23 protein-coding genes are annotated in these 18,020 nt (G+C 45.7%); 18 read left to right on the top strand and 5 right to left on the bottom strand.

Going from position 1 to position 18,020, the window contains the following annotated elements:
• The first annotated feature begins 185 nt into the window (after positions 1-185).
• Positions 186-983 carry a DUF4344 domain-containing metallopeptidase gene (locus tag AB6E51_RS02025; protein ID WP_102428128.1) on the top strand — a complete coding sequence of 266 codons (798 nt, stop codon included), beginning with the start codon at positions 186-188 and terminating at the stop codon, positions 981-983.
• 141 nt (positions 984-1,124) lie between these two features.
• Here AB6E51_RS02025 and AB6E51_RS02020 read toward each other — a convergent pair whose 3' ends face one another.
• Positions 1,125-1,511: a tautomerase family protein gene (locus AB6E51_RS02020; protein WP_102320407.1), complete on the bottom strand. Its 387-nt coding sequence runs from the start codon at positions 1,509-1,511 to the stop codon at positions 1,125-1,127.
• 252 nt (positions 1,512-1,763) lie between these two features.
• Between AB6E51_RS02020 and AB6E51_RS02015 the strand changes: the two genes are divergently transcribed.
• The 16 genes from AB6E51_RS02015 (at position 1,764) to AB6E51_RS01940 (ending at position 14,464) form a co-directional block, all read left to right on the top strand.
• The gene (locus AB6E51_RS02015; RefSeq protein ID WP_017065084.1) at positions 1,764-2,384 is read left to right on the top strand and encodes an LON peptidase substrate-binding domain-containing protein; all 621 of its coding nucleotides are present in this window, start codon (positions 1,764-1,766) and stop codon (positions 2,382-2,384) included.
• A 110-nt stretch (positions 2,385-2,494) separates the two neighbouring features.
• The gene (locus AB6E51_RS02010) at positions 2,495-3,142 is read left to right on the top strand and encodes a sigma-70 family RNA polymerase sigma factor (RefSeq protein ID WP_372057716.1); all 648 of its coding nucleotides are present in this window, start codon (positions 2,495-2,497) and stop codon (positions 3,140-3,142) included.
• Positions 3,135-3,815, top strand: coding sequence for a ChrR family anti-sigma-E factor (locus tag AB6E51_RS02005; protein WP_372057715.1), 681 nt, complete (start codon positions 3,135-3,137; stop codon positions 3,813-3,815). The genes AB6E51_RS02010 and AB6E51_RS02005 overlap by 8 nt, the downstream gene beginning before the upstream one ends.
• A gap of 174 nt (positions 3,816-3,989) precedes the next feature.
• Positions 3,990-4,937 carry a DUF523 and DUF1722 domain-containing protein gene (locus tag AB6E51_RS02000; protein WP_017060965.1) on the top strand — a complete coding sequence of 316 codons (948 nt, stop codon included), beginning with the start codon at positions 3,990-3,992 and terminating at the stop codon, positions 4,935-4,937.
• Positions 4,934-6,379, top strand: coding sequence for a deoxyribodipyrimidine photo-lyase (gene phrB, locus AB6E51_RS01995; protein ID WP_372057714.1), 1,446 nt, complete (start codon positions 4,934-4,936; stop codon positions 6,377-6,379). The genes AB6E51_RS02000 and phrB overlap by 4 nt, the downstream gene beginning before the upstream one ends.
• A gap of 14 nt (positions 6,380-6,393) precedes the next feature.
• Positions 6,394-6,825: a nuclear transport factor 2 family protein gene (locus AB6E51_RS01990; RefSeq protein WP_017061283.1), complete on the top strand. Its 432-nt coding sequence runs from the start codon at positions 6,394-6,396 to the stop codon at positions 6,823-6,825.
• Positions 6,825-7,556: an SDR family NAD(P)-dependent oxidoreductase gene (locus tag AB6E51_RS01985; protein ID WP_017061282.1), complete on the top strand. Its 732-nt coding sequence runs from the start codon at positions 6,825-6,827 to the stop codon at positions 7,554-7,556. Before AB6E51_RS01990 ends, AB6E51_RS01985 begins: the two co-directional genes overlap by 1 nt.
• A 2-nt stretch (positions 7,557-7,558) precedes the next feature.
• Positions 7,559-8,830 (top strand): NAD(P)/FAD-dependent oxidoreductase, encoded by a 1,272-nt coding sequence (locus tag AB6E51_RS01980; RefSeq protein ID WP_372057713.1) that lies wholly within the window; start codon positions 7,559-7,561, stop codon positions 8,828-8,830.
• Positions 8,827-9,633 carry a DUF1365 domain-containing protein gene (locus AB6E51_RS01975; RefSeq protein WP_017061280.1) on the top strand — a complete coding sequence of 269 codons (807 nt, stop codon included), beginning with the start codon at positions 8,827-8,829 and terminating at the stop codon, positions 9,631-9,633. The genes AB6E51_RS01980 and AB6E51_RS01975 overlap by 4 nt, the downstream gene beginning before the upstream one ends.
• A 104-nt stretch (positions 9,634-9,737) precedes the next feature.
• Positions 9,738-11,018, top strand: coding sequence for a class I SAM-dependent methyltransferase (locus tag AB6E51_RS01970; protein WP_372057712.1), 1,281 nt, complete (start codon positions 9,738-9,740; stop codon positions 11,016-11,018).
• On the top strand, positions 10,996-11,517 hold the full coding sequence (locus AB6E51_RS01965) for a DUF2878 domain-containing protein (RefSeq protein ID WP_372057711.1): 522 nt from the start codon (positions 10,996-10,998) through the stop codon (positions 11,515-11,517). Before AB6E51_RS01970 ends, AB6E51_RS01965 begins: the two co-directional genes overlap by 23 nt.
• Positions 11,518-11,520: 3 nt before the next feature.
• A complete protein-coding gene (locus AB6E51_RS01960; RefSeq protein ID WP_017061277.1) occupies positions 11,521-12,096 on the top strand; it encodes a chalcone isomerase family protein in 576 nt (191 codons plus the stop codon).
• Positions 12,093-12,635 carry a DUF3833 domain-containing protein gene (locus AB6E51_RS01955; RefSeq protein WP_017061276.1) on the top strand — a complete coding sequence of 181 codons (543 nt, stop codon included), beginning with the start codon at positions 12,093-12,095 and terminating at the stop codon, positions 12,633-12,635. The genes AB6E51_RS01960 and AB6E51_RS01955 overlap by 4 nt, the downstream gene beginning before the upstream one ends.
• Positions 12,636-12,881: 246 nt before the next feature.
• On the top strand, positions 12,882-13,145 hold the full coding sequence (locus AB6E51_RS01950) for a hypothetical protein (RefSeq protein ID WP_017061275.1): 264 nt from the start codon (positions 12,882-12,884) through the stop codon (positions 13,143-13,145).
• Positions 13,146-13,424: 279 nt separating this feature from the next.
• Complete coding sequence (locus AB6E51_RS01945) at positions 13,425-14,093, top strand: SDR family NAD(P)-dependent oxidoreductase (RefSeq protein ID WP_017065090.1); 669 nt, start codon at positions 13,425-13,427, stop codon at positions 14,091-14,093.
• 131 nt (positions 14,094-14,224) lie between these two features.
• Positions 14,225-14,464 (top strand): RNA-binding protein, encoded by a 240-nt coding sequence (locus AB6E51_RS01940; RefSeq protein WP_017061273.1) that lies wholly within the window; start codon positions 14,225-14,227, stop codon positions 14,462-14,464.
• Positions 14,465-14,608: 144 nt separating this feature from the next.
• Here the strand turns inward: AB6E51_RS01940 and AB6E51_RS01935 are convergent, their stop codons facing one another.
• The 4 genes from AB6E51_RS01935 to AB6E51_RS01920 all read right to left on the bottom strand — a co-directional run bounded on the left by AB6E51_RS01935 (position 14,609) and on the right by AB6E51_RS01920 (position 17,082).
• Positions 14,609-14,953, bottom strand: a complete 345-nt coding sequence (locus AB6E51_RS01935; protein WP_017061272.1) for a ribosome recycling factor family protein — start codon at positions 14,951-14,953, stop codon at positions 14,609-14,611.
• A gap of 169 nt (positions 14,954-15,122) precedes the next feature.
• Positions 15,123-15,590 (bottom strand): OsmC family protein, encoded by a 468-nt coding sequence (locus AB6E51_RS01930; RefSeq protein WP_372057710.1) that lies wholly within the window; start codon positions 15,588-15,590, stop codon positions 15,123-15,125.
• 56 nt (positions 15,591-15,646) lie between these two features.
• Complete coding sequence (locus AB6E51_RS01925) at positions 15,647-16,039, bottom strand: GFA family protein (protein ID WP_029226011.1); 393 nt, start codon at positions 16,037-16,039, stop codon at positions 15,647-15,649.
• 113 nt (positions 16,040-16,152) lie between these two features.
• On the bottom strand, positions 16,153-17,082 hold the full coding sequence (locus tag AB6E51_RS01920) for a LysR family transcriptional regulator (protein WP_054541984.1): 930 nt from the start codon (positions 17,080-17,082) through the stop codon (positions 16,153-16,155).
• Positions 17,083-17,255: 173 nt separating this feature from the next.
• Between AB6E51_RS01920 and AB6E51_RS01915 the strand changes: the two genes are divergently transcribed.
• Positions 17,256-17,939, top strand: a complete 684-nt coding sequence (locus AB6E51_RS01915; RefSeq protein ID WP_372057709.1) for an SDR family oxidoreductase — start codon at positions 17,256-17,258, stop codon at positions 17,937-17,939.
• The last annotated feature ends 81 nt before the right edge of the window (positions 17,940-18,020 follow it).

Raw genomic sequence — 18,020 nt, 5'->3', positions numbered from 1 at the left:
TGTGGCGAATCTCTAAGCGGATTATTCATTGATAGGATAGCGCCTACTTCAAAAATTGCAGTCCTCGATGCATCAAAATTCCGTCTAAACTTATACTCTAACGCAATAACTAAATCAGGGTACACAGCTTGGAGTTGTTACCCCCAGCACGACTCTGAATCGCAACGTAATCACAAGGATAGCCGATGACATTATTGAAACGAACATTGACCTGCAGCCTAGCCCTGAGTGCAATGTTTGCCACAACTTATGCATCTAGTGAACAAGCCACCCAAAGTAACCTAATCGTCGAGTACTCTACACCGCAAAATACCGAAGAAGAGCAGCTCAAACGAGAGATTCAAAGCAGTGGCGTTAATGACACCGTGGTCGACCTATCAAACCAACTCTTCATGTTTGAGAAGCCATTAACCATTCAATATGGCGGGGAAGAAGGACCACTCTACGATCCACAAACCCATCAAGTACTGATCCCTTACAGTTTTTACGCTGAGTCACTCAATTACTTTGAGAAGAACCAATACGAAAAAGAGTATGGGAAATCTGCGCAAACCGGCGCTATTGATACCTTGCTGCACACCCTGCTACACGAGACTGGGCATGCGTATATCGAAGATCAGAACATTGCCATATTGGGTAAAGAAGAAGATGCGGTTGATAACCTAGCAACCATGCTACTGCTTAACTACGTAGAGCATGGGGCCGACGCTGCTATCAGCGCTGCAGACATGTTCGCTTTCGAGTCAGAAGACCGCCCAGAGTATTACGACTTGGGGGAATACATCGACGAGCACAGTTTCGACCTGCAGCGTTACTTCTCCACGTTATGCTTGGTGTATGGCAGCGATCCCGATGCCTATAAGAACTTGCTCGATGAAGTGGAAAACGACTATTTGAAAGACAGAAAAGAGTTCTGCGTTGAGCACTTTGACGTGATCAATGAAAATTGGCATCAGTATTTAAAAAAGAGTGACGATGCTTAGATGCTTAAAGGTTAGTGTCGAGAACTAGGAAAACGGCTTTGGCATCAAATTCCAAAGCCGTCACTCGATAGATTGGCTTAAGTCTTACGTGTTAAGAGTTAAGAGTTAAGAGTTAAGAGTTAAGAGTTAAGAGCTTAAACCCTAGACGTTCACTTTGTACTTCAGATCTTGTGCTTCATCGCCCGTCATCCCTCGAAAACCCCAACAATGTGAAGGCTGCTCTTTAATGGTGATTTCAATATCAATCGGAGAGATAGCTAACTGCTTCTCTATCTCAGAAAATATCTTCTTAATTAAGCGCTTTTTGGTGTTTACCGCTCGACCTTCCATCATATTTATCTCAATGACGGTATAGGCTTCTGTTCTTCCTTCCGGGTAAAAGAAGTCATCTCGTTCCAATGGCACAAACCGATGTGCTCGCTTGTCATCGGGTAAACCCATTTCACTGTTCAAGCACTGCTGCAACACATTAGAGAGCTGCAACTTAATTGGATTTAAGCACTCTTTGATACCATAAATAACAATCATGACCATTCCTTTGATGCGATGTTAGGTATAGAAGAACGTCAGATAGAAGCATCGTCTGGCAACTACCCATTCGCTTACTATTTGTTCATATATTACCTAATGACGCGTATGAGAAAAGGTAAAAACAATGAATTTATGAACAGGTGCAACAAAATATCTATCCCTTTGCGAACATAAGCCGAAGCGAATTGATCGAACACCACCCTCCCCGCGTATATCTTCTCAAATCACATTTGAACTAAGGAGTACTATGTGCCGAATTCACCTAGGAAGACCACGCGGACAGACGCCGAACCAGAAACACCCGTAGAGTCTTCTCTGGAGCTCGCTGTGTTTCCCCTCCCCATCTTCCTTTTACCGGGAGGCAGACAAAGACTGCGCATTTTTGAGCCAAAGTATCTCGCGATGGTCGCTCACGCAGCGCAGGGCGATGGTTTCATTATCGCCACTCAAGACAAATCTAACTCTGATCATCTCAGCTCTTGGGGAACAAAGGTGACCATCGTCGACTTCAATATGTCGGACGACCAGATATTAGAAATTGATGTCGAAGGCGAAAAGTTGGTGCAATTGCATGGGTCGTTTCGAGACGATGATGACCTGATTAAAAGTAAGTTCAGCTTGTTGCCTCACTGGCCTACCGATGAATATAAAGTGCCTAACGTGTTTACCGCTTTTTTGGTTCAGTTGTTTCGCGACCACGATTCGATAAGAACACTCTATCCCACTCCTGATTTTGAGAGCCCACAATGGATCTGTGCGCGATTGCTCGAAATGATGCCTATCCCACTGGAAAAGAAAACAGAATTTACTGAGCCAGCCAGTTTTCCGTCTCTAGTTCCTTTTTTGAATCAAATCATTACGGGGCAATAAGCACTTTTCTTCACTATAATTTTGTATAGTAGAAATTAATTTAAATTAAAGTGATCCCGACTTTCTCCTTTCACGTAGTGCCCATCAAATTCGCATGATGGTTAGTTACTATGCAAGTGGAAAGCAGAAGTTCAGGGAACGGCAAGGAGCATGTCATTATTCCCGATAACAAAGTACCTACAGACAACAAAGTACCGACAGAGCTCTCGAGCTGGCTGGTGTTGGTTGGTACAGACCGAGACAAGCAGGCGTTCACCAGTTTGTTCAAGTTCTTCGCTCCTAAGATCAAGCGTTTTGGTATCAGTAAGTTGGGTGGCGAAGCTGCTGCAAACGAGCTAGTTCAAGACACGATGACTAATGTTTGGAAGAAAGCACATCTCTACAATGTAGATAAAGGCGCTGCGACCACTTGGGTCTACACGGTAATGCGTAATGCAGCATTCGACATGTTGCGCAAAGTGAAAGCGAAAGCCGAACAAACGATAGCCGACGATATCTGGCCAATCGATGCGATGGTAGCCGAGTCTCAAAGCGAAGATTTGCCATTCGGTGACCATTTGATGAGCCGACACGTAATGACTCAAATAGAAAAGTTGCCTCTCGCTCAGAAAACCATCGTCAAAGGCGTTTACTTTCAAGAGCTCTCTCAAGAGCAACTCGCTCAGCAACTTGGCGTCCCACTTGGAACAGTGAAATCACGTCTGAGACTCGCTTTAGCCAAATTAAAAGTTCACATGGGGGAACAAGACCATGATTAAACATCACCCAAACGCGGCAATCTTGAAAGACTTCGTCGATGGCACGTTGGCTGATTCAGTTTCTTTGATTGTTTCTAGCCATGTAGAGCTGTGTGAACACTGCCAACAACAAGTCAAGCAGCTTACAGCTGTAGCAGCGAATAATGCTTTTGACGCAGAGCCAGTATTCTCAAATGAAGATCTAGACAGCTTCTCAATGGACGACATGGACTTTGATTTTGACGCGATAGAGCAAATCACAGCTGATACTTCTCAGTCTGTTGAAGTGACTCCAGAGGTTCAGAAAGTAACTGTTGCTGACACGACATTCACAATCCCTCGCGCTCTAAACTCAGTAGCGAGAAAGGACTGGATGAACCTAGGCAAAATTTCACGAGCAAGACTCGATTTTGCTGACGAAGCACACCACACCAGCTTGTTGCACATCGACAAAGATGGACAAGTGCCTTGCCACACCCACAAAGGCTTCGAGATCACGCTTCTTCTAGAGGGCAGTTTCGAAGACGAAATGGGCGTTTACAACAAAGGTGACTTCATCAGGTTGGATGGCAATCACACTCATCAACCGGCAACAAAAGAAGGTTGTGTCTGTTTAACCGTTTCAAGTGATGCGCTTTACTTCACAAAAGGTGTGAGCCAACTATTCAATCCACTTGGAAAATATATCTATTAACCCAGTTGCAGGCTATAAATATACAGGATGGCATAAAGCTATCCTGTATATCGTCAATACATCTGAATAAAAACAACTACGGTGTCAAAGTAAAAACACACCCAGCTCTGTAAATACGATTAGCAATGTTGAACTATAAGAAAAAGCTCAGAGCAAGAGCAAAGGAGTTGACCAATGGAAAAGAAAATCAAAATCGGTATCAGTGCATGTGTTGCTGGACACAAAGTACGTTTCGACACAGGTCATAAACGCTCTCGTTTTTGTACAGACGACCTAGCAGACTACGTGGAATTGGAACCTGTTTGCCCAGAGATGGCTGTTGGTCTTCCAACCCCTCGTCCAACCATTCGTCAAACAAGAATGCTAGATGACATCATCCATGTTTCTCGCCCTGATGGCTCAGGTGATGTGACCAACGAACTGATCGAGTTCGGTCAAAACTACTCAAAGAAAAACCAACACATTGCTGGCTTTATTGTGTGTCAAAAAAGCCCAACCTGCGGCATGGAGCGCGTGAAGGTGTACCACCACCATGGTCGCGGCTCTGAATCGACAGGCATAGGCATGTTCACCCAACAAATTATGGACGGCAACCCGTTACTTCCCGTTGAAGAAAACGGCCGCCTTAACGATCCCATTTTGCGTGAAAACTTCATGACTCGAGTGTTCACTTACCAAAAATGGCTCGATCTTGTGGATGAAGGTGTGACCAAGCACAAACTGATTCAGTTCCACAGCGCCCACAAATATCTAGTCATGTGTCACCACGTTGAGGGTTACAAAAGCTTAGGCAAACTGCTAGCGGGTAATGATTTAGATATCGACGAACTAGCGGCTCAATACATCGAAGGCTTGATGACGGCGTTGTCTCATCACGCGAATCGAGGCAGTCACGCCAATACGCTGCATCATTTGCAGGGTTACTTTAAAAAACAACTGAGTAGCGCTCACAAGCAAGAGCTGACCAACCAGATCGCATCATTCAGAGAGGGCGTTGTTCCACTGCTAGTGCCACTGACACTGATCAATCACTACCTGATGGAATACCCGAACGAATACCTAGAATCACAGGTTTACCTAAACCCGCACCCTCAAGAACTTAAACTGAGATACGGATATTGAGCGACATACTATGGATACGACGAGACCTGCGGATTCACGATAACCCAGCGCTCGTCGCGGCAGTTGAAAACGGCGTAACGACCGCCGTTTTCATTTCAACGCCTCAAACGTGGCGGCAACACCACCTTGCGCCGATCAAAGCTGATTTCATCTATCGTCATCTAAAACAACTCGATTCCCAGCTCGCTGAATTCGGGATCGATCTTCTGCACCTCAAAGCCACAGACTTTAACGATCAAGCCACTCAACTCATCAACTTGTGCAAACAGGTCAATGCGACATGTGTCTATGCCAATTCAGAGCCGGAAGTAGACGAGCAGTTACGTGACAAACGCTTAATCGCTAGCGGTATAAAACTGAAGATAACCGACTGCGATACGATTCTGCCATTAGGTAGCGTGCTGAATAAACAAGGCGAGATGTTCAAGGTTTTCACACCTTTCAAAAACGCATGGTTAAAAGAAGTGCAAGCGAAAGGCATCATTTGCAGCCACGCTCCAGTGCATTCAACAGGATCAGCGCAAGCAGGTTCATCTGAAACGGATTCGCTTCCGAATCCATCACAACTGAAACAATCGTTAAGTGGTTTTTCTGGCGAGTACGATTTCGACTTTCCGCGTGTTGATTCAAGCCGTTGGCCACTAAGCCAAGACGTCCTTGAGAGCGTGATCCCCAATTTCTTAGCCAATAAAGTTAACGATTATTCTCGCCTTAGAGACATTCCCTCGATAAAAGGCACGTCTGGACTATCCCCTTATTTGGCGATTGGCGCTGTGAGCCCACGTTGGTTAGCGATTCAGTTGATTCAGCAACAGCCGGACTTGTTATTTGATACTCAGTTACCAGCCTTTTCTTGGCTTAATGAATTGATTTGGCGAGATTTTTATAAGCATTTGATGTTCCATCATCCTAAACTGGTTAAAGGTGCGAACTTTCAGCAGAAATACAACGGCTTAGATTGGTATCACGACAACCCTAGCTTCAAGGCGTGGTGCGAAGGAAAAACAGGATATCCATTGGTTGATGCCGCAATGCGTCAACTGGTTGAAACGGGCTGGATGCACAACAGACTAAGAATGGTGGTGGCAAGCTTCCTAACCAAGCACCTGCTTATTGACTGGCGTTGGGGCGAGCGTTTCTTTATGTCGCACCTTATCGACGGAGACTTTAGCGCCAACAATGGTGGCTGGCAGTGGGCTTCAAGTACTGGCTGTGATGCTCAACCTTACTTCCGAATTTTCAATCCAATCACTCAGAGTGAAAAGTTTGATCCAAAAGGAATTTTTATTCGTAAGTACATACCAGAGCTGCAAAATATCCCAGATAAGCATGTACATTTCCCACATGACTTTATCGCTAAAAACGGAATAGACAGCGAATACTGGCAACCCATCGTTGAGCATAAAGAAGCACGATTGAGAGCCTTAGCCTTCTTCAAATAATTAGAGTGAATATTATGGATAACTCTCTATGGCTTGATAACTTTCTCAACATGTATCGAGAACTCGGAACCGACAATTTCGACGTGCTTAAGACGGTTTATCACCCTGATATTGAATTCCAAGATCCGCTGCATCATGTCAGCGGTATTTCGGCGCTTACGCACTACTTCGAGAACCTCTACACCCAAGTAACCAGCTGTTACTTTCATATCGAACACACTTTCGAAGCGAACGACGAAGCTTCCGTTTACTGGACGATGCAGTTTGCTCACAAGCAATTAAATGGGCAAAAGCCAATCGAAGTACAAGGGCACAGCCACCTTAAGATGCTCGACGGTCAAGTGGTCTACCACAGAGACTACCTCGACGTCGGCTCTATGTTGTACGAACACATTCCAGTACTGGGCTGCGCGATCAAATCCATCAAAAAGAGGGCGAGCCGATAATGCGTATTATGATTACAGGCGCGACCTCTGGTATCGGCCAATCCCTAGCTAAAGATTACGCTCAGCAAGGGCATCAGGTGATTGCTTGTGGCCGCAACTCAGACAAGCTGCAAGCCTTAGTTGACTCGCACGAGACAGACGTCGCGCATTCATCAATTTCACCGCTCTGTTTCGACTTGACTGATTACCACAACTTCCCAGAACTCGACCAAGACAAGCCGCTCGATCTGCTGATTTTAAATGCGGGTGATTGTGAGTACATCGACGACCCAGTGAATTTTGATGCCGAGCTTTTTGAGCGCGTCATCAACATAAACCTAATTTCAATTGGCTACGCCCTTAAAGCTTGGTTAAAAAACATCAAGCCCGGCGGCCGTTTGGTTTTAGTCAGCTCCAGCGCCAGCTTTTTACCTTTGCCAAGAGCCGAGGCTTATGGCGCTTCAAAGGCAGCCCTCACCTACTTAGGCAGAACACTTTCGGTTGATCTGGCAACGCACAACATTCATGTCTCAATTGTGCACCCTGGCTTTGTTGAAACGCCATTAACCGAGCGAAATACGTTCTCTATGCCTATGATTATTAGTAGTGAGGCCGCAACTCAGCGAATCGTAAATGGTATCGCTCAAGGAAAGAGTGAAATCGATTTCCCAAGACGATTCATCATGTTGATGAAGCTACTAAGAATGCTCCCAACTCCAGTTTGGCAAAAACTCGCTTCAAGGATGGTATAACAATGAAGAAAATCGCCATTATTGGTTCAGGTATCTCTGGACTCACTTGCGCGCATATATTAGATAAGCACCACGACGTAACAGTATTCGAAAAGAATGATTACGTTGGGGGGCACACCGCGACCGTTGATATTGAACATCAAGGCTCGGCGTTTTCGATAGATACAGGTTTCATCGTATTCAACGATCGAACCTACCCGAATTTCAATCAGCTTCTAGAACAACTCGATGTCGAAAGGCAACCGACTGAGATGAGCTTCAGCGTCCACAACACGACGACCAAGTTTGAATACAACGGCCACAGCATTAATTCGTTATTCGCGCAGAGGAGCAACATCTTCAAACCTCAGTTCTGGTCTTTAGTGTCTGACATTCTCAAGTTCAACAAACTGTGTAAGGCTCAGTTTGAAAGCAATGAATTCACACCAGACGTTACCCTCGGCAGCTTCCTACGCGATAATCAATTTTCCGACTTTTTCAGCCAGCACTATATCCTACCGATGGGCGCGGCGATTTGGTCGACAAGCTTGGAAGAGATGGAAGAGTTTGAGCTCAAGTTCTTCATCCAGTTTTTCTACAACCACGGATTGCTCGATATCGCGAACCGTCCTCAGTGGTATGTGATTCCAAAGGGATCGCGTTCTTATGTTGAAATCATCCTTTCACGCTTAAACAAACCCGTTGCACTCAATACATCGATTAAACAAGTGACTCGCAATGAAACAGGCGTCACGATTGAGTTTGAAGATAGCAGCACACAAGACTTCGACGAAGTAATCTTTGCTTGTCACTCAGACCAAGCCTTACGTCTGCTTGGTGATGCAACAGAACAAGAGCAACAGGTACTGGGCGAAATCCCATACAGCCGCAATGAAGTGGTTCTGCACACCGATACTCGCTTGTTACCAGACAGAAAACTGGCTTGGGCAAGCTGGAACTACATGTTGGATGGCGACAGTAAACGACCTGCTTGTGTCACGTACAACATGAACATTCTGCAAGGCATCGAAAGCCAAGACACCTTCTGTGTCACCTTGAATCAAAGCGAAGCCATCGACCCAGAAAAAATTATTCGCAGCTTTGTTTATCATCACCCGGTACTTAATTCGAACACGGTCGAAGCTCAGCACAAGCGTGAGCAAATCTGTGGCAAAAACCAGACGCACTTTGCTGGCGCTTATTGGTATAACGGCTTCCATGAAGACGGTGTCCACAGTGCACTCGATGTGACCAAACGCTTCGGTTTAGATTTGAGTACGAGTTCCGCGCTATGAACAGTCAAACCCTGACACCCGAGATGGGGATCGCATCCGAAAAGAGTGAAGAGCTCAGCGGTATCTATTGGGGTAACGTCAGACATCGCCGCTTTGGCGACATCACTCATGAGTTCAGCTATCAGCTGTATATGATGGGGTTAGATCTTGATGAGCTGCCCCAAACCACAGCGCGCAGTGCGCTGTTCGGAACTCGTTGGTACAACCCGATTCGCTTTGTCGAATCGGATTATCTCGCTGAAAAAAAAGAAAATGTCACCACGGATGAACCAAAATCACTTAAGCAACGTATAGCTTCCAAAGTGCAACAACTTGGTGGGGTTTGGTCTGATTCAAACCGTGTGACGATGCTGGCTCAGTGCCGCTGTTTAGGCATCTACTTCAGCCCAATCAACTGTTTCTTCTGTTATGACGAGACTGGAGATTGTAAGTACATGTTGGCTGAGGTGAGTAACACGCCTTGGCGAGAAAGACACTACTATCTCATCGACATGCACCAAGAATTGAAGGTAAAAAAAGAGTTTCACGTTTCGCCGTTCATGGATTTGAACATGACTTATTTTTGGAAGATTAAGCCACCAGCGAAACGCACGTTAGTTCACATCGAAAGCCGCCGAGACGACAAGCTTTTCGATGCGACACTAGCCCTGACGAAGCAGTCAGTAACCAAGACAAACATTAGACGAACGGTATTCAAGATTCCGGCGATGACGATAAAAGTCGTGATGGGAATTTATTATCAGGCTCTCAAATTATTCCTGAAAAAAGTACCGTTTGTGGCGCATCCAGACTCAACATCTTAAGCGCTTAAAACAGAAATCATTTCTAGCTTGGGTCGCTCCAATCAAGGAGCTGAACTCAGCTTAGTTGGCACAAAATATTAGAATGAGTTATCAGCGAGGTTTACATGGAACAGCTTGCCAAACAAAACAACAATATTGAACAACAAGCTAAAGCCGTTGCTGTTTCAAGCAACTGTAAATATCGAGCTTTAATCTTCAAGGTGTTAGAAAGCCTGCAATTCGCAACGCTTGAGATCATTGAGCGCGACCAGCATTCAGTATTTGGTGATCGAGAAGCTAAATTGAAAGGTCGAATCGTGATTCATGATGCGACCTTTTTTAGAGATGTGGTCATCAACGGCAGTATCGGCGCATCTGAAGCCTATATCGATGGTAAATGGACCAGCCCAAACCTCACGCGTGTGATTCAAATCATGGCTCGTAACCAAGCCCAATTGGATGAGCTTGATGACAAGACACAATGGATTTCTCGCATCAAAAACCTATTGCTGCGCCGTAAGAATGCCAACACCGAGCAAGGCTCTAAGCGAAATATTCTCGCCCACTACGACATTGGCAACGAACTGTATGAGCGCTTCTTAGATAGCTCGATGCAGTACTCTTCCGCAATCTACAGCGAAGACGCAGAAACCTTGTCGAAGGCTCAACAAAACAAAATGAAAACCATCTGTGAGCGACTAGAACTGTCTGAGAAAGATAGCGTGGTCGAGATAGGCACAGGGTGGGGCGGCTTAGCCATCTTCATGGCGCAACACTACGGTTGCCACGTCACCACTACCACGATCTCAGATGCCCAACATGCACTTGCTGAACAGAGAGTAAAAGCGCTTGGTTTAACCGACAAAATCACCCTGCTCAAAGAGGATTATCGCAATCTCACTGGTGAGTATGACAAGTTGGTTTCGATCGAGATGATAGAGGCGGTCGGACATGAGTATCTACAAACCTTCTTTGAAAAATGTTCCTCGCTACTTAAGCCCTCAGGCAAGATGCTGATTCAAGCAATTACTATTGCTGACAGCCGTTACGACAAATACCGCAAAGGTGTCGACTTTATTCAGAAGTACATCTTCCCCGGCGGTTGCCTACCTTCTGTTTCAGTGATGACCCAACACCTTGCGACCAGCACCGACCTTGTGGTTCAAGAAATTGATGACATTGGCCTGCACTACGCTCGAACGCTGAATGATTGGAACATCGCCTTTGAAAATAGTTGGGAAGAGCTAGAGTCTCTCGGCTATTCAGAAGAGTTTAAACGCTTATGGACCTTCTACTTCTGCTACTGTGAAGGCGCATTCAAAGAGCGCGTGATCAGCACTCACCATGTAGTCGCAAGAAAACCTCGTTACTTTGGAGAAAAAGATGAAGCGGTTTTGGATTATTAATCTCGTACTGTTTCAAGCGACCTGGGTTTGCAGTGCTTTCTTTACCGCGCAAGCCCCGTTCGTCACACCACTGATTGTAGTGGTTCACTTCCTTCTATCACCGACTCGCAGTAGAGATTTGAAGATACTCATTTTATTACCATTGGGGCTATTGCTTGATAGCCTCTTACTCCACTTCGGCGCGTTTGCCGTCGACTCTGAAATTGCGAATCAATCGTGGTTCCCGGTGTGGCTTGTCTGCCTGTGGATCATGTTCTTAATCAGTTTTAACCACAGCCTAAATTGGCTTTTAAAATGCTCGAAAGTGATCTTGTTTGTTATAGGGTTCGTAGCAGGTACTAGTAGTTATTGGGGAGGGATCAAAGCAGGTGCTCTTCTTACTACTTGGCCAGATGCATCGGTAGTTGCTGCCCTTGCAATAAGTTGGGGGATTTTGTTGCCCTTACTGGTGGCCGCCTACTCCAACTTAATACAACCTAAAATGGCAATAACGAGGTGACTTATGGCTTATCCACGCAACCCGACACAAACGTTCAAACCTGAGCGAGGTATTGTTCGCGCTCATCAGCAAGCAAAAAACACACTTCTAAGCTTTATTACTCTCCCGTTAATCTTTGCTGCGCTGTTATTTGCCGGACACGCTAGAGCCTCTGCTGTCGATGATCTGAACAAACGTGGTGAGGGTGAAATGAGTTACCTGTTTTGGACTCTCTACTCCGCAGAATTCTACGCGACTCCAACCAACTCCGAACGAGCTTTGAAGCTTGAGTATTACCGCTCTATCGATAGCAAAGACCTCGTAGACGCTACCGAAGATCAGTGGAACAAGCTTGGCTACTCTGACAGCAACATTCAACGATGGTTGAAACCCTTGTACGCGATGTGGCCGAACGTGGAAGAAGGAAGCACACTCACGATTCGTGTCGCTGAAGATAACGTGAGTCGCTTTTATTTCGATGAACAACCGATCGGCACCATCCAAGACAAGCAATTTGGTGAAGCCTTTCTAGCGATTTGGTTGTCTGAAAACACCTCTGAACCCGGTCTTCGTAAACAACTTTTAGGTTTGAACAAATGAATCCAAAAACAACAATAATAAAATTCGCTCTGGCATTTTTTTCACTCACTTGGCTAGTGGGCTGTGGCTCTGCAAGTTTAGAAGACCATGTCGACACTACGCCAGAGCTCAAGCTTGAAACCTTTTTTAATGGCGAATTAATGGCCTACGGCATGGTGCTCGACCGCTCTGGTAACCTACTGCGCCGCTTTGATGCCAAGCTTATCGCAACTTGGGACGGTGACAATGGAGAAATAAAAGAGTGGTTCTCTTTTGCTGATGGCGAGCGCTCAACTCGCGTTTGGAATCTCATAAAAACCGGCGAAAACACCTATTCTGGGACTGCCAACGATGTCGTCGGAACCGCTTATGGTGAGACCCAAGGTTCAGCGCTGTATTGGAAATATGATCTAGAAATTGAAGTAGACGGCAGCACCTATGAAGTGGTGCTCGATGATTGGATGTTCTTGATGGACGACAAGCGCTTATTCAACAAGACTGAGATGTCCAAGTTTGGCTTTAAAGTCGGAGAGGTCATCTTATACATCGAGAAGATTTGATGTAACTGCCGTTTCTGATTCTTAGTTTTAAAACGATGACTACATCTACAGTACGTAACAAAACAGCCCACAACGAAAATTGTGGGCTGTTTTGTTTGATCCCTCGAATAGCATACCTGCATGCTCAAGCCATTGTGCTAAGATGCGCCACCAGCATACAAATGGACTAGACTGACACTAAGCAGTCCCCATTTGTTTCGCTAAGCGTAGATTCCCTACCATGAATAATTGAAAAGGCTTTAAAGCATGAGCAAGTTGACCTCAGCGGAGCGTAAAGCTCGCGACAATGAACGTTTCTCACAACGCGTAAACGACCGCAGAGAAAAAGGTGAAGACGTAGTTGCTTACGCACTGACCAACAAAAAAGCTGTAAAATTCCTGACTAAGTCAGAGAAAAAACGTTTCAACGAAACGAGAGCGACTCTGCAAGAAGAGAAGCGAGTGAAAGAACAAGAAGAGCTTAACCGAATCGAAGACGCGTTCACGATCAAACAGTTCGACGACGAATAATCACTTATGATTACTCAAAAGCGCTGGCTCTATGCCGGCGCTTTTACTTGTTAGTTCGTTGTTTTTTAACGCTGTTATTTCTTGCTAAACCCGTCGATTCTTAACGGCTTTCCCCCACTTTCTTAGCTCAGCCTTACCGCTCGACCGATCACCCAAGCTATCAACCTATCAACCTATCAACCTATCAACCAGGCTATCGATCAACTTTAGCCATAGATCTCAGAAAATCTTAGCCTAGCCCCTTACTATCTCGAATCAACTCTACAAATTGAAGACAGTATGATTTTAATTACCGGATCAAGCAGCGGTTTAGGCGCAGCTCTCGCGAAACAATATGCTAACGCCGACGCTCAGCGCGTAGCCATTACAGGTCGCAATGCACAACGTTTAGCAGAAGTGGCGCAAGGCCTACCTGCGAATACCATTAGCCAAGCGTGTGATCTCTGTGACCCGCACTCAGTGAGCGAGTTATTGGATGCGTTACCTGAAATGCCGAAGCTGGTGATCCACAGCGCTGGCAGTGGGTACTTCGGTAAGATAGAACAGCAAGATCCAACCATCATCAGCGACATGCTGAAGAACAATATTGAGTCTTCGATCTTTTTGATTCGCGAGCTTGTACAGCGCTACAAAGATCAATCGGTCACCATCGCTGTGGTGATGTCGACGGCGGCACAAGGTGCTAAAGCGGAAGAGTCCACCTACTGCGCGGCAAAATGGGCCGTGAAAGGCTTTATCGAATCGGTAAGGTTAGAGCTAAAAGGTCACCCGATGAAAATCGTGGCGGTTTACCCTGGAGGAATGGCGACCGAGTTTTGGAATACAAGCGGTAAAGGCATGGATACCTCGAGCTTTATGACCGCGCAAGAAGCCGCTCAGATGCTACAACAGGCGTTGACCAGCACAGAGCATGGATTCGTGTCAGATATCACGATAAACCGCGGCTAGCAGGTAAACAGCTCGCTTAATCGGTAAATAGAGCGACACATTACCAAAGAAATGATTAGAGTAATTATTTGTGAGGGTGAGCATGAAAGTGTGCGACAATGCTCGGCGTAAATTCATATTCAAGGTTTATTATGAAACTTCTAGTTCGTAACCTATCGCGCTCTACCTCTGAGCAAGACATCCGTGTGCTATTTTCTGAGTTTGGCTCAGTAAAAGAGTGCAGCCTAGTTTTAGACCAAGAAACTGGCGACTCAAAAGGCTTCGCTTTTGTTGAAATGCCAGAGCAAGAAGAAGCTAAAGCGGCACTAAACAAGCTGAACTTGTCAAAGCTTGGCAAAAACACGATTCGTGTAAAAGTAGCGAACTCTTAATCGATTCAATGCATCATCAGCCGCATGGCTTAGCTTAACAGCAGCACAGATGATAAAGCCCGTAACGATATGACGTTTTCCAGCGCAATATCGTTACGGGCTTTTTGCTGCTCGCAATTCTCTTTTCACACGATTTGAATACGCCTACAGACCTTCATGTTCATCAATAGCACGTCTTGCTTCGGCCATTGAACATCCAGATTCCATCACCAGCTGAGCCACAGTCATTGAAGGTGTAGCGGCCAACAGAGATGCCAAACACACCACGGGTTTAGGCAGCACTTTGTCGATTGCAATTGCTATCCAACCGTCTTTTTCATGGGTTAACATCGTTTTAAATTCAACGAGTTGATACTCTTGAGCGACCAACAGCCAATTACGCGAACGACGAACTCGTTTCAACTGACATCCACATTCCGCAGCATTCACCATCACTTGGCTTTTATCACTCACACGATGTACAAAACTATTCAATGGGACGCTAAACATAACTCTCTGCTAATCAATCTATTCCTACCATTCAAGAGCTCTCTACCTATCTCTCAAAACTTTCTAACTGTCACTCAATTAAAACCGTACGTAGGATTACACAGACACAAAAAAACCGCCAGTGATGCACTAAGCAACCTCGCGGTTTTTGGATGTTAACGTGTGTGGTTTACGCTTTAGTTTCTACCACAATGTCCGTTTTTACCGAGTTCGCGATAAAGCAGTTTTTGTGCGCCAAGTGGTGCAGTTTGTCGAGCTGCTTGGCGGTGGGCTTTTTGGTACCTAAAAACACAATTTTAGGGCGCAGAGTCACCTTAGTGACCGATGAGCGGCCAGATTCATCTTCTTCCAGCACACCAATCGCATCATCGACATAGGAGTCGATCACGTACTTCTGCTTTGCGGCAATGCCCAAAAACGTCAGCATATGGCAGCTAGAAAGTGCCGCGATAAACGCTTCTTCTGGATCAACATTCGCTTCCACCGAAAACGGCAGTGGCACAACATGTGGAGAGGACGAAGCAGGCACAGTGACACCACCATCGAACTCCCACGTATGACCTCGACTGTATTGATTGTCGCTAAAGACTTCATCTTCCGCTTTTTGCCAGCGAATGACCGCTCCATATTCAGACATAAACCCTTCCTCTATCCATTAGTTATCAAATAATTGGTTCTCAAACGACGAGTTATTTAGCGATCAGCTGGGTGATTGACACCATCATTAGTCACCACATCGCCAATATCAAAAGGGTTCACCCCTTCCAAACAGCCGATGTTAAAACCGTATTCATTTGGACTTGAGCGGCGTTGGTGATGGGTATAGATACCGCAGTTTGAGCAGAAGTAATGCTTCGCGGTGTTGGTATTGAATTGATAAAGCTTGAGATGCTCAGCACCTTTGAGGATCTTGATGCCATCTAGCGCAACAGAGCCCACAATCGCTCCCCTGCGACGACAGATAGAACAATCACAGCGGCGTGGTTTTTCTATCCCGTTAGGTAAGCTAAGCTCTAATTCAACCGCACCGCAATGGCAGGTTGCCTTATGAAAAGGTTTGATAACCGTGTTACCGACAACTTTCATTTCTCTCTCCAATCACGTCCTTATGTTGCTCGTATCATAACCAGTTAAATGTTCTCTGTCCGTAGCCGGGTGCTGAGTTCGAGAGATCTGTCATGTGCGGCCGATTCGCCAATCTAACTAGACTTTTCAACCAAATCGCCAAACCGCTCAAACAGAAAATCCAAAAACAGTCGGATACGCTTCGGCTGATATTTCTTGCTGATGTACACCACATTCAAGTCGGCGCTCGACACCGACATCGCGGTATTGAAGTTTTTCATGTAGCCATTAAGCAGAGTCACAAGGCGTTGGTTATTGATGTCATCTTGCACATCCAACACCGATTTAAGCGCAATGCCCTCACCTTTTAATGCCCAGTAGCGAATCACTTCGCCATCGTCTGAAAATCGCTTCGGCACAACCGTCACCGACTTCTTCATATCATTGTCTTGGAAGTGCCATGTCTTGAGCTCTTCATTGCTACGCAGCATGGCTAAACAGTCGTGTTCGACCAAATCTTGTGGTGTTAACGGTGTTCCATGTTTAGCAAGATATTCAGGAGAAGCGCACAACACGCGTCGACTTGGCGATAAGCGTCTGGATATCAAACTGCTGTCGACCAATTCACCATAACGGACCACGATATCCATACCAGATTCAGCAATGTTCGAGAGGTTATCGTTCAAGTACAGGTAAGGAATAACGTCCGGATACTGCTGGCAAAACTCCGAAAGAATAGGAAGAATGTACTGCTTTCCGATGTCTTTTGGCGCGGCGATTTTTAGCGAGCCTTTGACTTCTTTTACGCCATTTTGAATCAGGTTTTCGGCCTCACTGACGTTGTCTAAAATCTCCAAACATGCCTTGTGATACAACTCCCCAGAGTCGGTCAAAGACACATGACGCGTGCTTCGATTCAACAACTTCACACCATATCGTTCTTCAAGCGCCTGCAGCCTTGCTGTCATAGTCGCAGGAGAAAGCCCTAACTCTCGCCCAGCCGCAGCTAACCCGTGATGCTTAACAATGCTCACGAACATCGCCATATCTGAAAACTTATCCATACGATTCTCGCTTCCACCTCTTCGTCTTACTTCTCGATCTTAATGCTCGATTTGAATACTCAGCCACACTATTCAGTTTAACCGAATAATGAATTTATATTTTAACCAATTATCAAATTTAGTCGAATAAATATAATGGCAAACATCAACAGAACAACGCAGGAATTCAGAGCATGACTAACGAATCGACTAATCAAGAGCAACGCACTTTCGTCATCATTGGTGGCACATCAGGTATCGGCAAAGCACTAGCGATGCAACTAAGAAACGAGAACAACACGGTACATATTGCCAGCCGACACACCGGCGTTGATGTCACGGATGAAAAGTCGATTTGTGAATACTTCGAATCGATTGGCGTGTTTGACCACTTAATCGTAACGGCTGGCTCATCCGCTCCCGCAGGAAAAGTAACAGACGTAGCAACCGCAGACGCTAAGACAGCTTTTGACACTAAGTTTTGGGGCAGCTTAAACGTAGCCAAACATGCCGCTCGTTACATGACACCAAACGGGTCTATCACGTTCACAACTGGCATGTTGTCACGCAAGGTTGTGGCAGGCACTTACGTAAAAACCGCCATCAACGCCGCACTAGAAAGCGTAACCAAAATACTAGCGAAAGAGCTATCCCCCATTCGAGTCAATGCCGTTAGCCCGGGTTTAACCATGACGGAAGCCTACAAAAACATGGACGATTCCGCTCGTACAAGCATGTACGACAACGCCAAAAACAACCTACCCGCAGGCAAGGTTGGCGAGCCTTCAGAGATAGCCATGGGTTACCTGTTCGCAATTAATAACCCATACGTCACAGGGTCAATCATCGACATCGATGGCGGCGCTCTACTCAGCTAACACTCCGCAAAGAAGCAAAGAAGCAAAGAAGCAAAGACATAAAGAACAATCGTTAGGGCGTGTATCTCACGTCCTAACAAA

This window comes from Vibrio sp. 10N.247.311.47, from assembly GCF_041467535.1.
Lineage (GTDB): Bacteria > Pseudomonadota > Gammaproteobacteria > Enterobacterales > Vibrionaceae > Vibrio > Vibrio crassostreae_C.
The sequence above is the reverse complement of the archived record's forward strand: the minus strand, read 5'-3'. Positions and strand labels throughout refer to the sequence as shown.

Bases quoted from the DNA above. Each gene is read 5' to 3' on its own strand.
- AB6E51_RS02025 (WP_102428128.1), top strand. From the start codon at position 186: ATGACATTATTGAAACGAACATTGACCTGCAGCCTAGCCCTGAGTGCA.
- AB6E51_RS02020 (WP_102320407.1), bottom strand. From the start codon at position 1,511: ATGATTGTTATTTATGGTATCAAAGAGTGCTTAAATCCAATTAAGTTG.
- AB6E51_RS02010 (WP_372057716.1), top strand. From the start codon at position 2,495: ATGCAAGTGGAAAGCAGAAGTTCAGGGAACGGCAAGGAGCATGTCATT.
- AB6E51_RS02005 (WP_372057715.1), top strand. From the start codon at position 3,135: ATGATTAAACATCACCCAAACGCGGCAATCTTGAAAGACTTCGTCGAT.
- AB6E51_RS02000 (WP_017060965.1), top strand. From the start codon at position 3,990: ATGGAAAAGAAAATCAAAATCGGTATCAGTGCATGTGTTGCTGGACAC.
- AB6E51_RS01990 (WP_017061283.1), top strand. From the start codon at position 6,394: ATGGATAACTCTCTATGGCTTGATAACTTTCTCAACATGTATCGAGAA.
- AB6E51_RS01985 (WP_017061282.1), top strand. From the start codon at position 6,825: ATGCGTATTATGATTACAGGCGCGACCTCTGGTATCGGCCAATCCCTA.
- AB6E51_RS01980 (WP_372057713.1), top strand. From the start codon at position 7,559: ATGAAGAAAATCGCCATTATTGGTTCAGGTATCTCTGGACTCACTTGC.
- AB6E51_RS01975 (WP_017061280.1), top strand. From the start codon at position 8,827: ATGAACAGTCAAACCCTGACACCCGAGATGGGGATCGCATCCGAAAAG.
- AB6E51_RS01970 (WP_372057712.1), top strand. From the start codon at position 9,738: ATGGAACAGCTTGCCAAACAAAACAACAATATTGAACAACAAGCTAAA.
- AB6E51_RS01965 (WP_372057711.1), top strand. From the start codon at position 10,996: ATGAAGCGGTTTTGGATTATTAATCTCGTACTGTTTCAAGCGACCTGG.
- AB6E51_RS01960 (WP_017061277.1), top strand. From the start codon at position 11,521: ATGGCTTATCCACGCAACCCGACACAAACGTTCAAACCTGAGCGAGGT.
- AB6E51_RS01955 (WP_017061276.1), top strand. From the start codon at position 12,093: ATGAATCCAAAAACAACAATAATAAAATTCGCTCTGGCATTTTTTTCA.
- AB6E51_RS01950 (WP_017061275.1), top strand. From the start codon at position 12,882: ATGAGCAAGTTGACCTCAGCGGAGCGTAAAGCTCGCGACAATGAACGT.
- AB6E51_RS01945 (WP_017065090.1), top strand. From the start codon at position 13,425: ATGATTTTAATTACCGGATCAAGCAGCGGTTTAGGCGCAGCTCTCGCG.
- AB6E51_RS01940 (WP_017061273.1), top strand. From the start codon at position 14,225: ATGAAACTTCTAGTTCGTAACCTATCGCGCTCTACCTCTGAGCAAGAC.
- AB6E51_RS01935 (WP_017061272.1), bottom strand. From the start codon at position 14,953: ATGTTTAGCGTCCCATTGAATAGTTTTGTACATCGTGTGAGTGATAAA.
- AB6E51_RS01930 (WP_372057710.1), bottom strand. From the start codon at position 15,590: ATGTCTGAATATGGAGCGGTCATTCGCTGGCAAAAAGCGGAAGATGAA.
- AB6E51_RS01925 (WP_029226011.1), bottom strand. From the start codon at position 16,039: ATGAAAGTTGTCGGTAACACGGTTATCAAACCTTTTCATAAGGCAACC.
- AB6E51_RS01920 (WP_054541984.1), bottom strand. From the start codon at position 17,082: ATGGATAAGTTTTCAGATATGGCGATGTTCGTGAGCATTGTTAAGCAT.
- AB6E51_RS01915 (WP_372057709.1), top strand. From the start codon at position 17,256: ATGACTAACGAATCGACTAATCAAGAGCAACGCACTTTCGTCATCATT.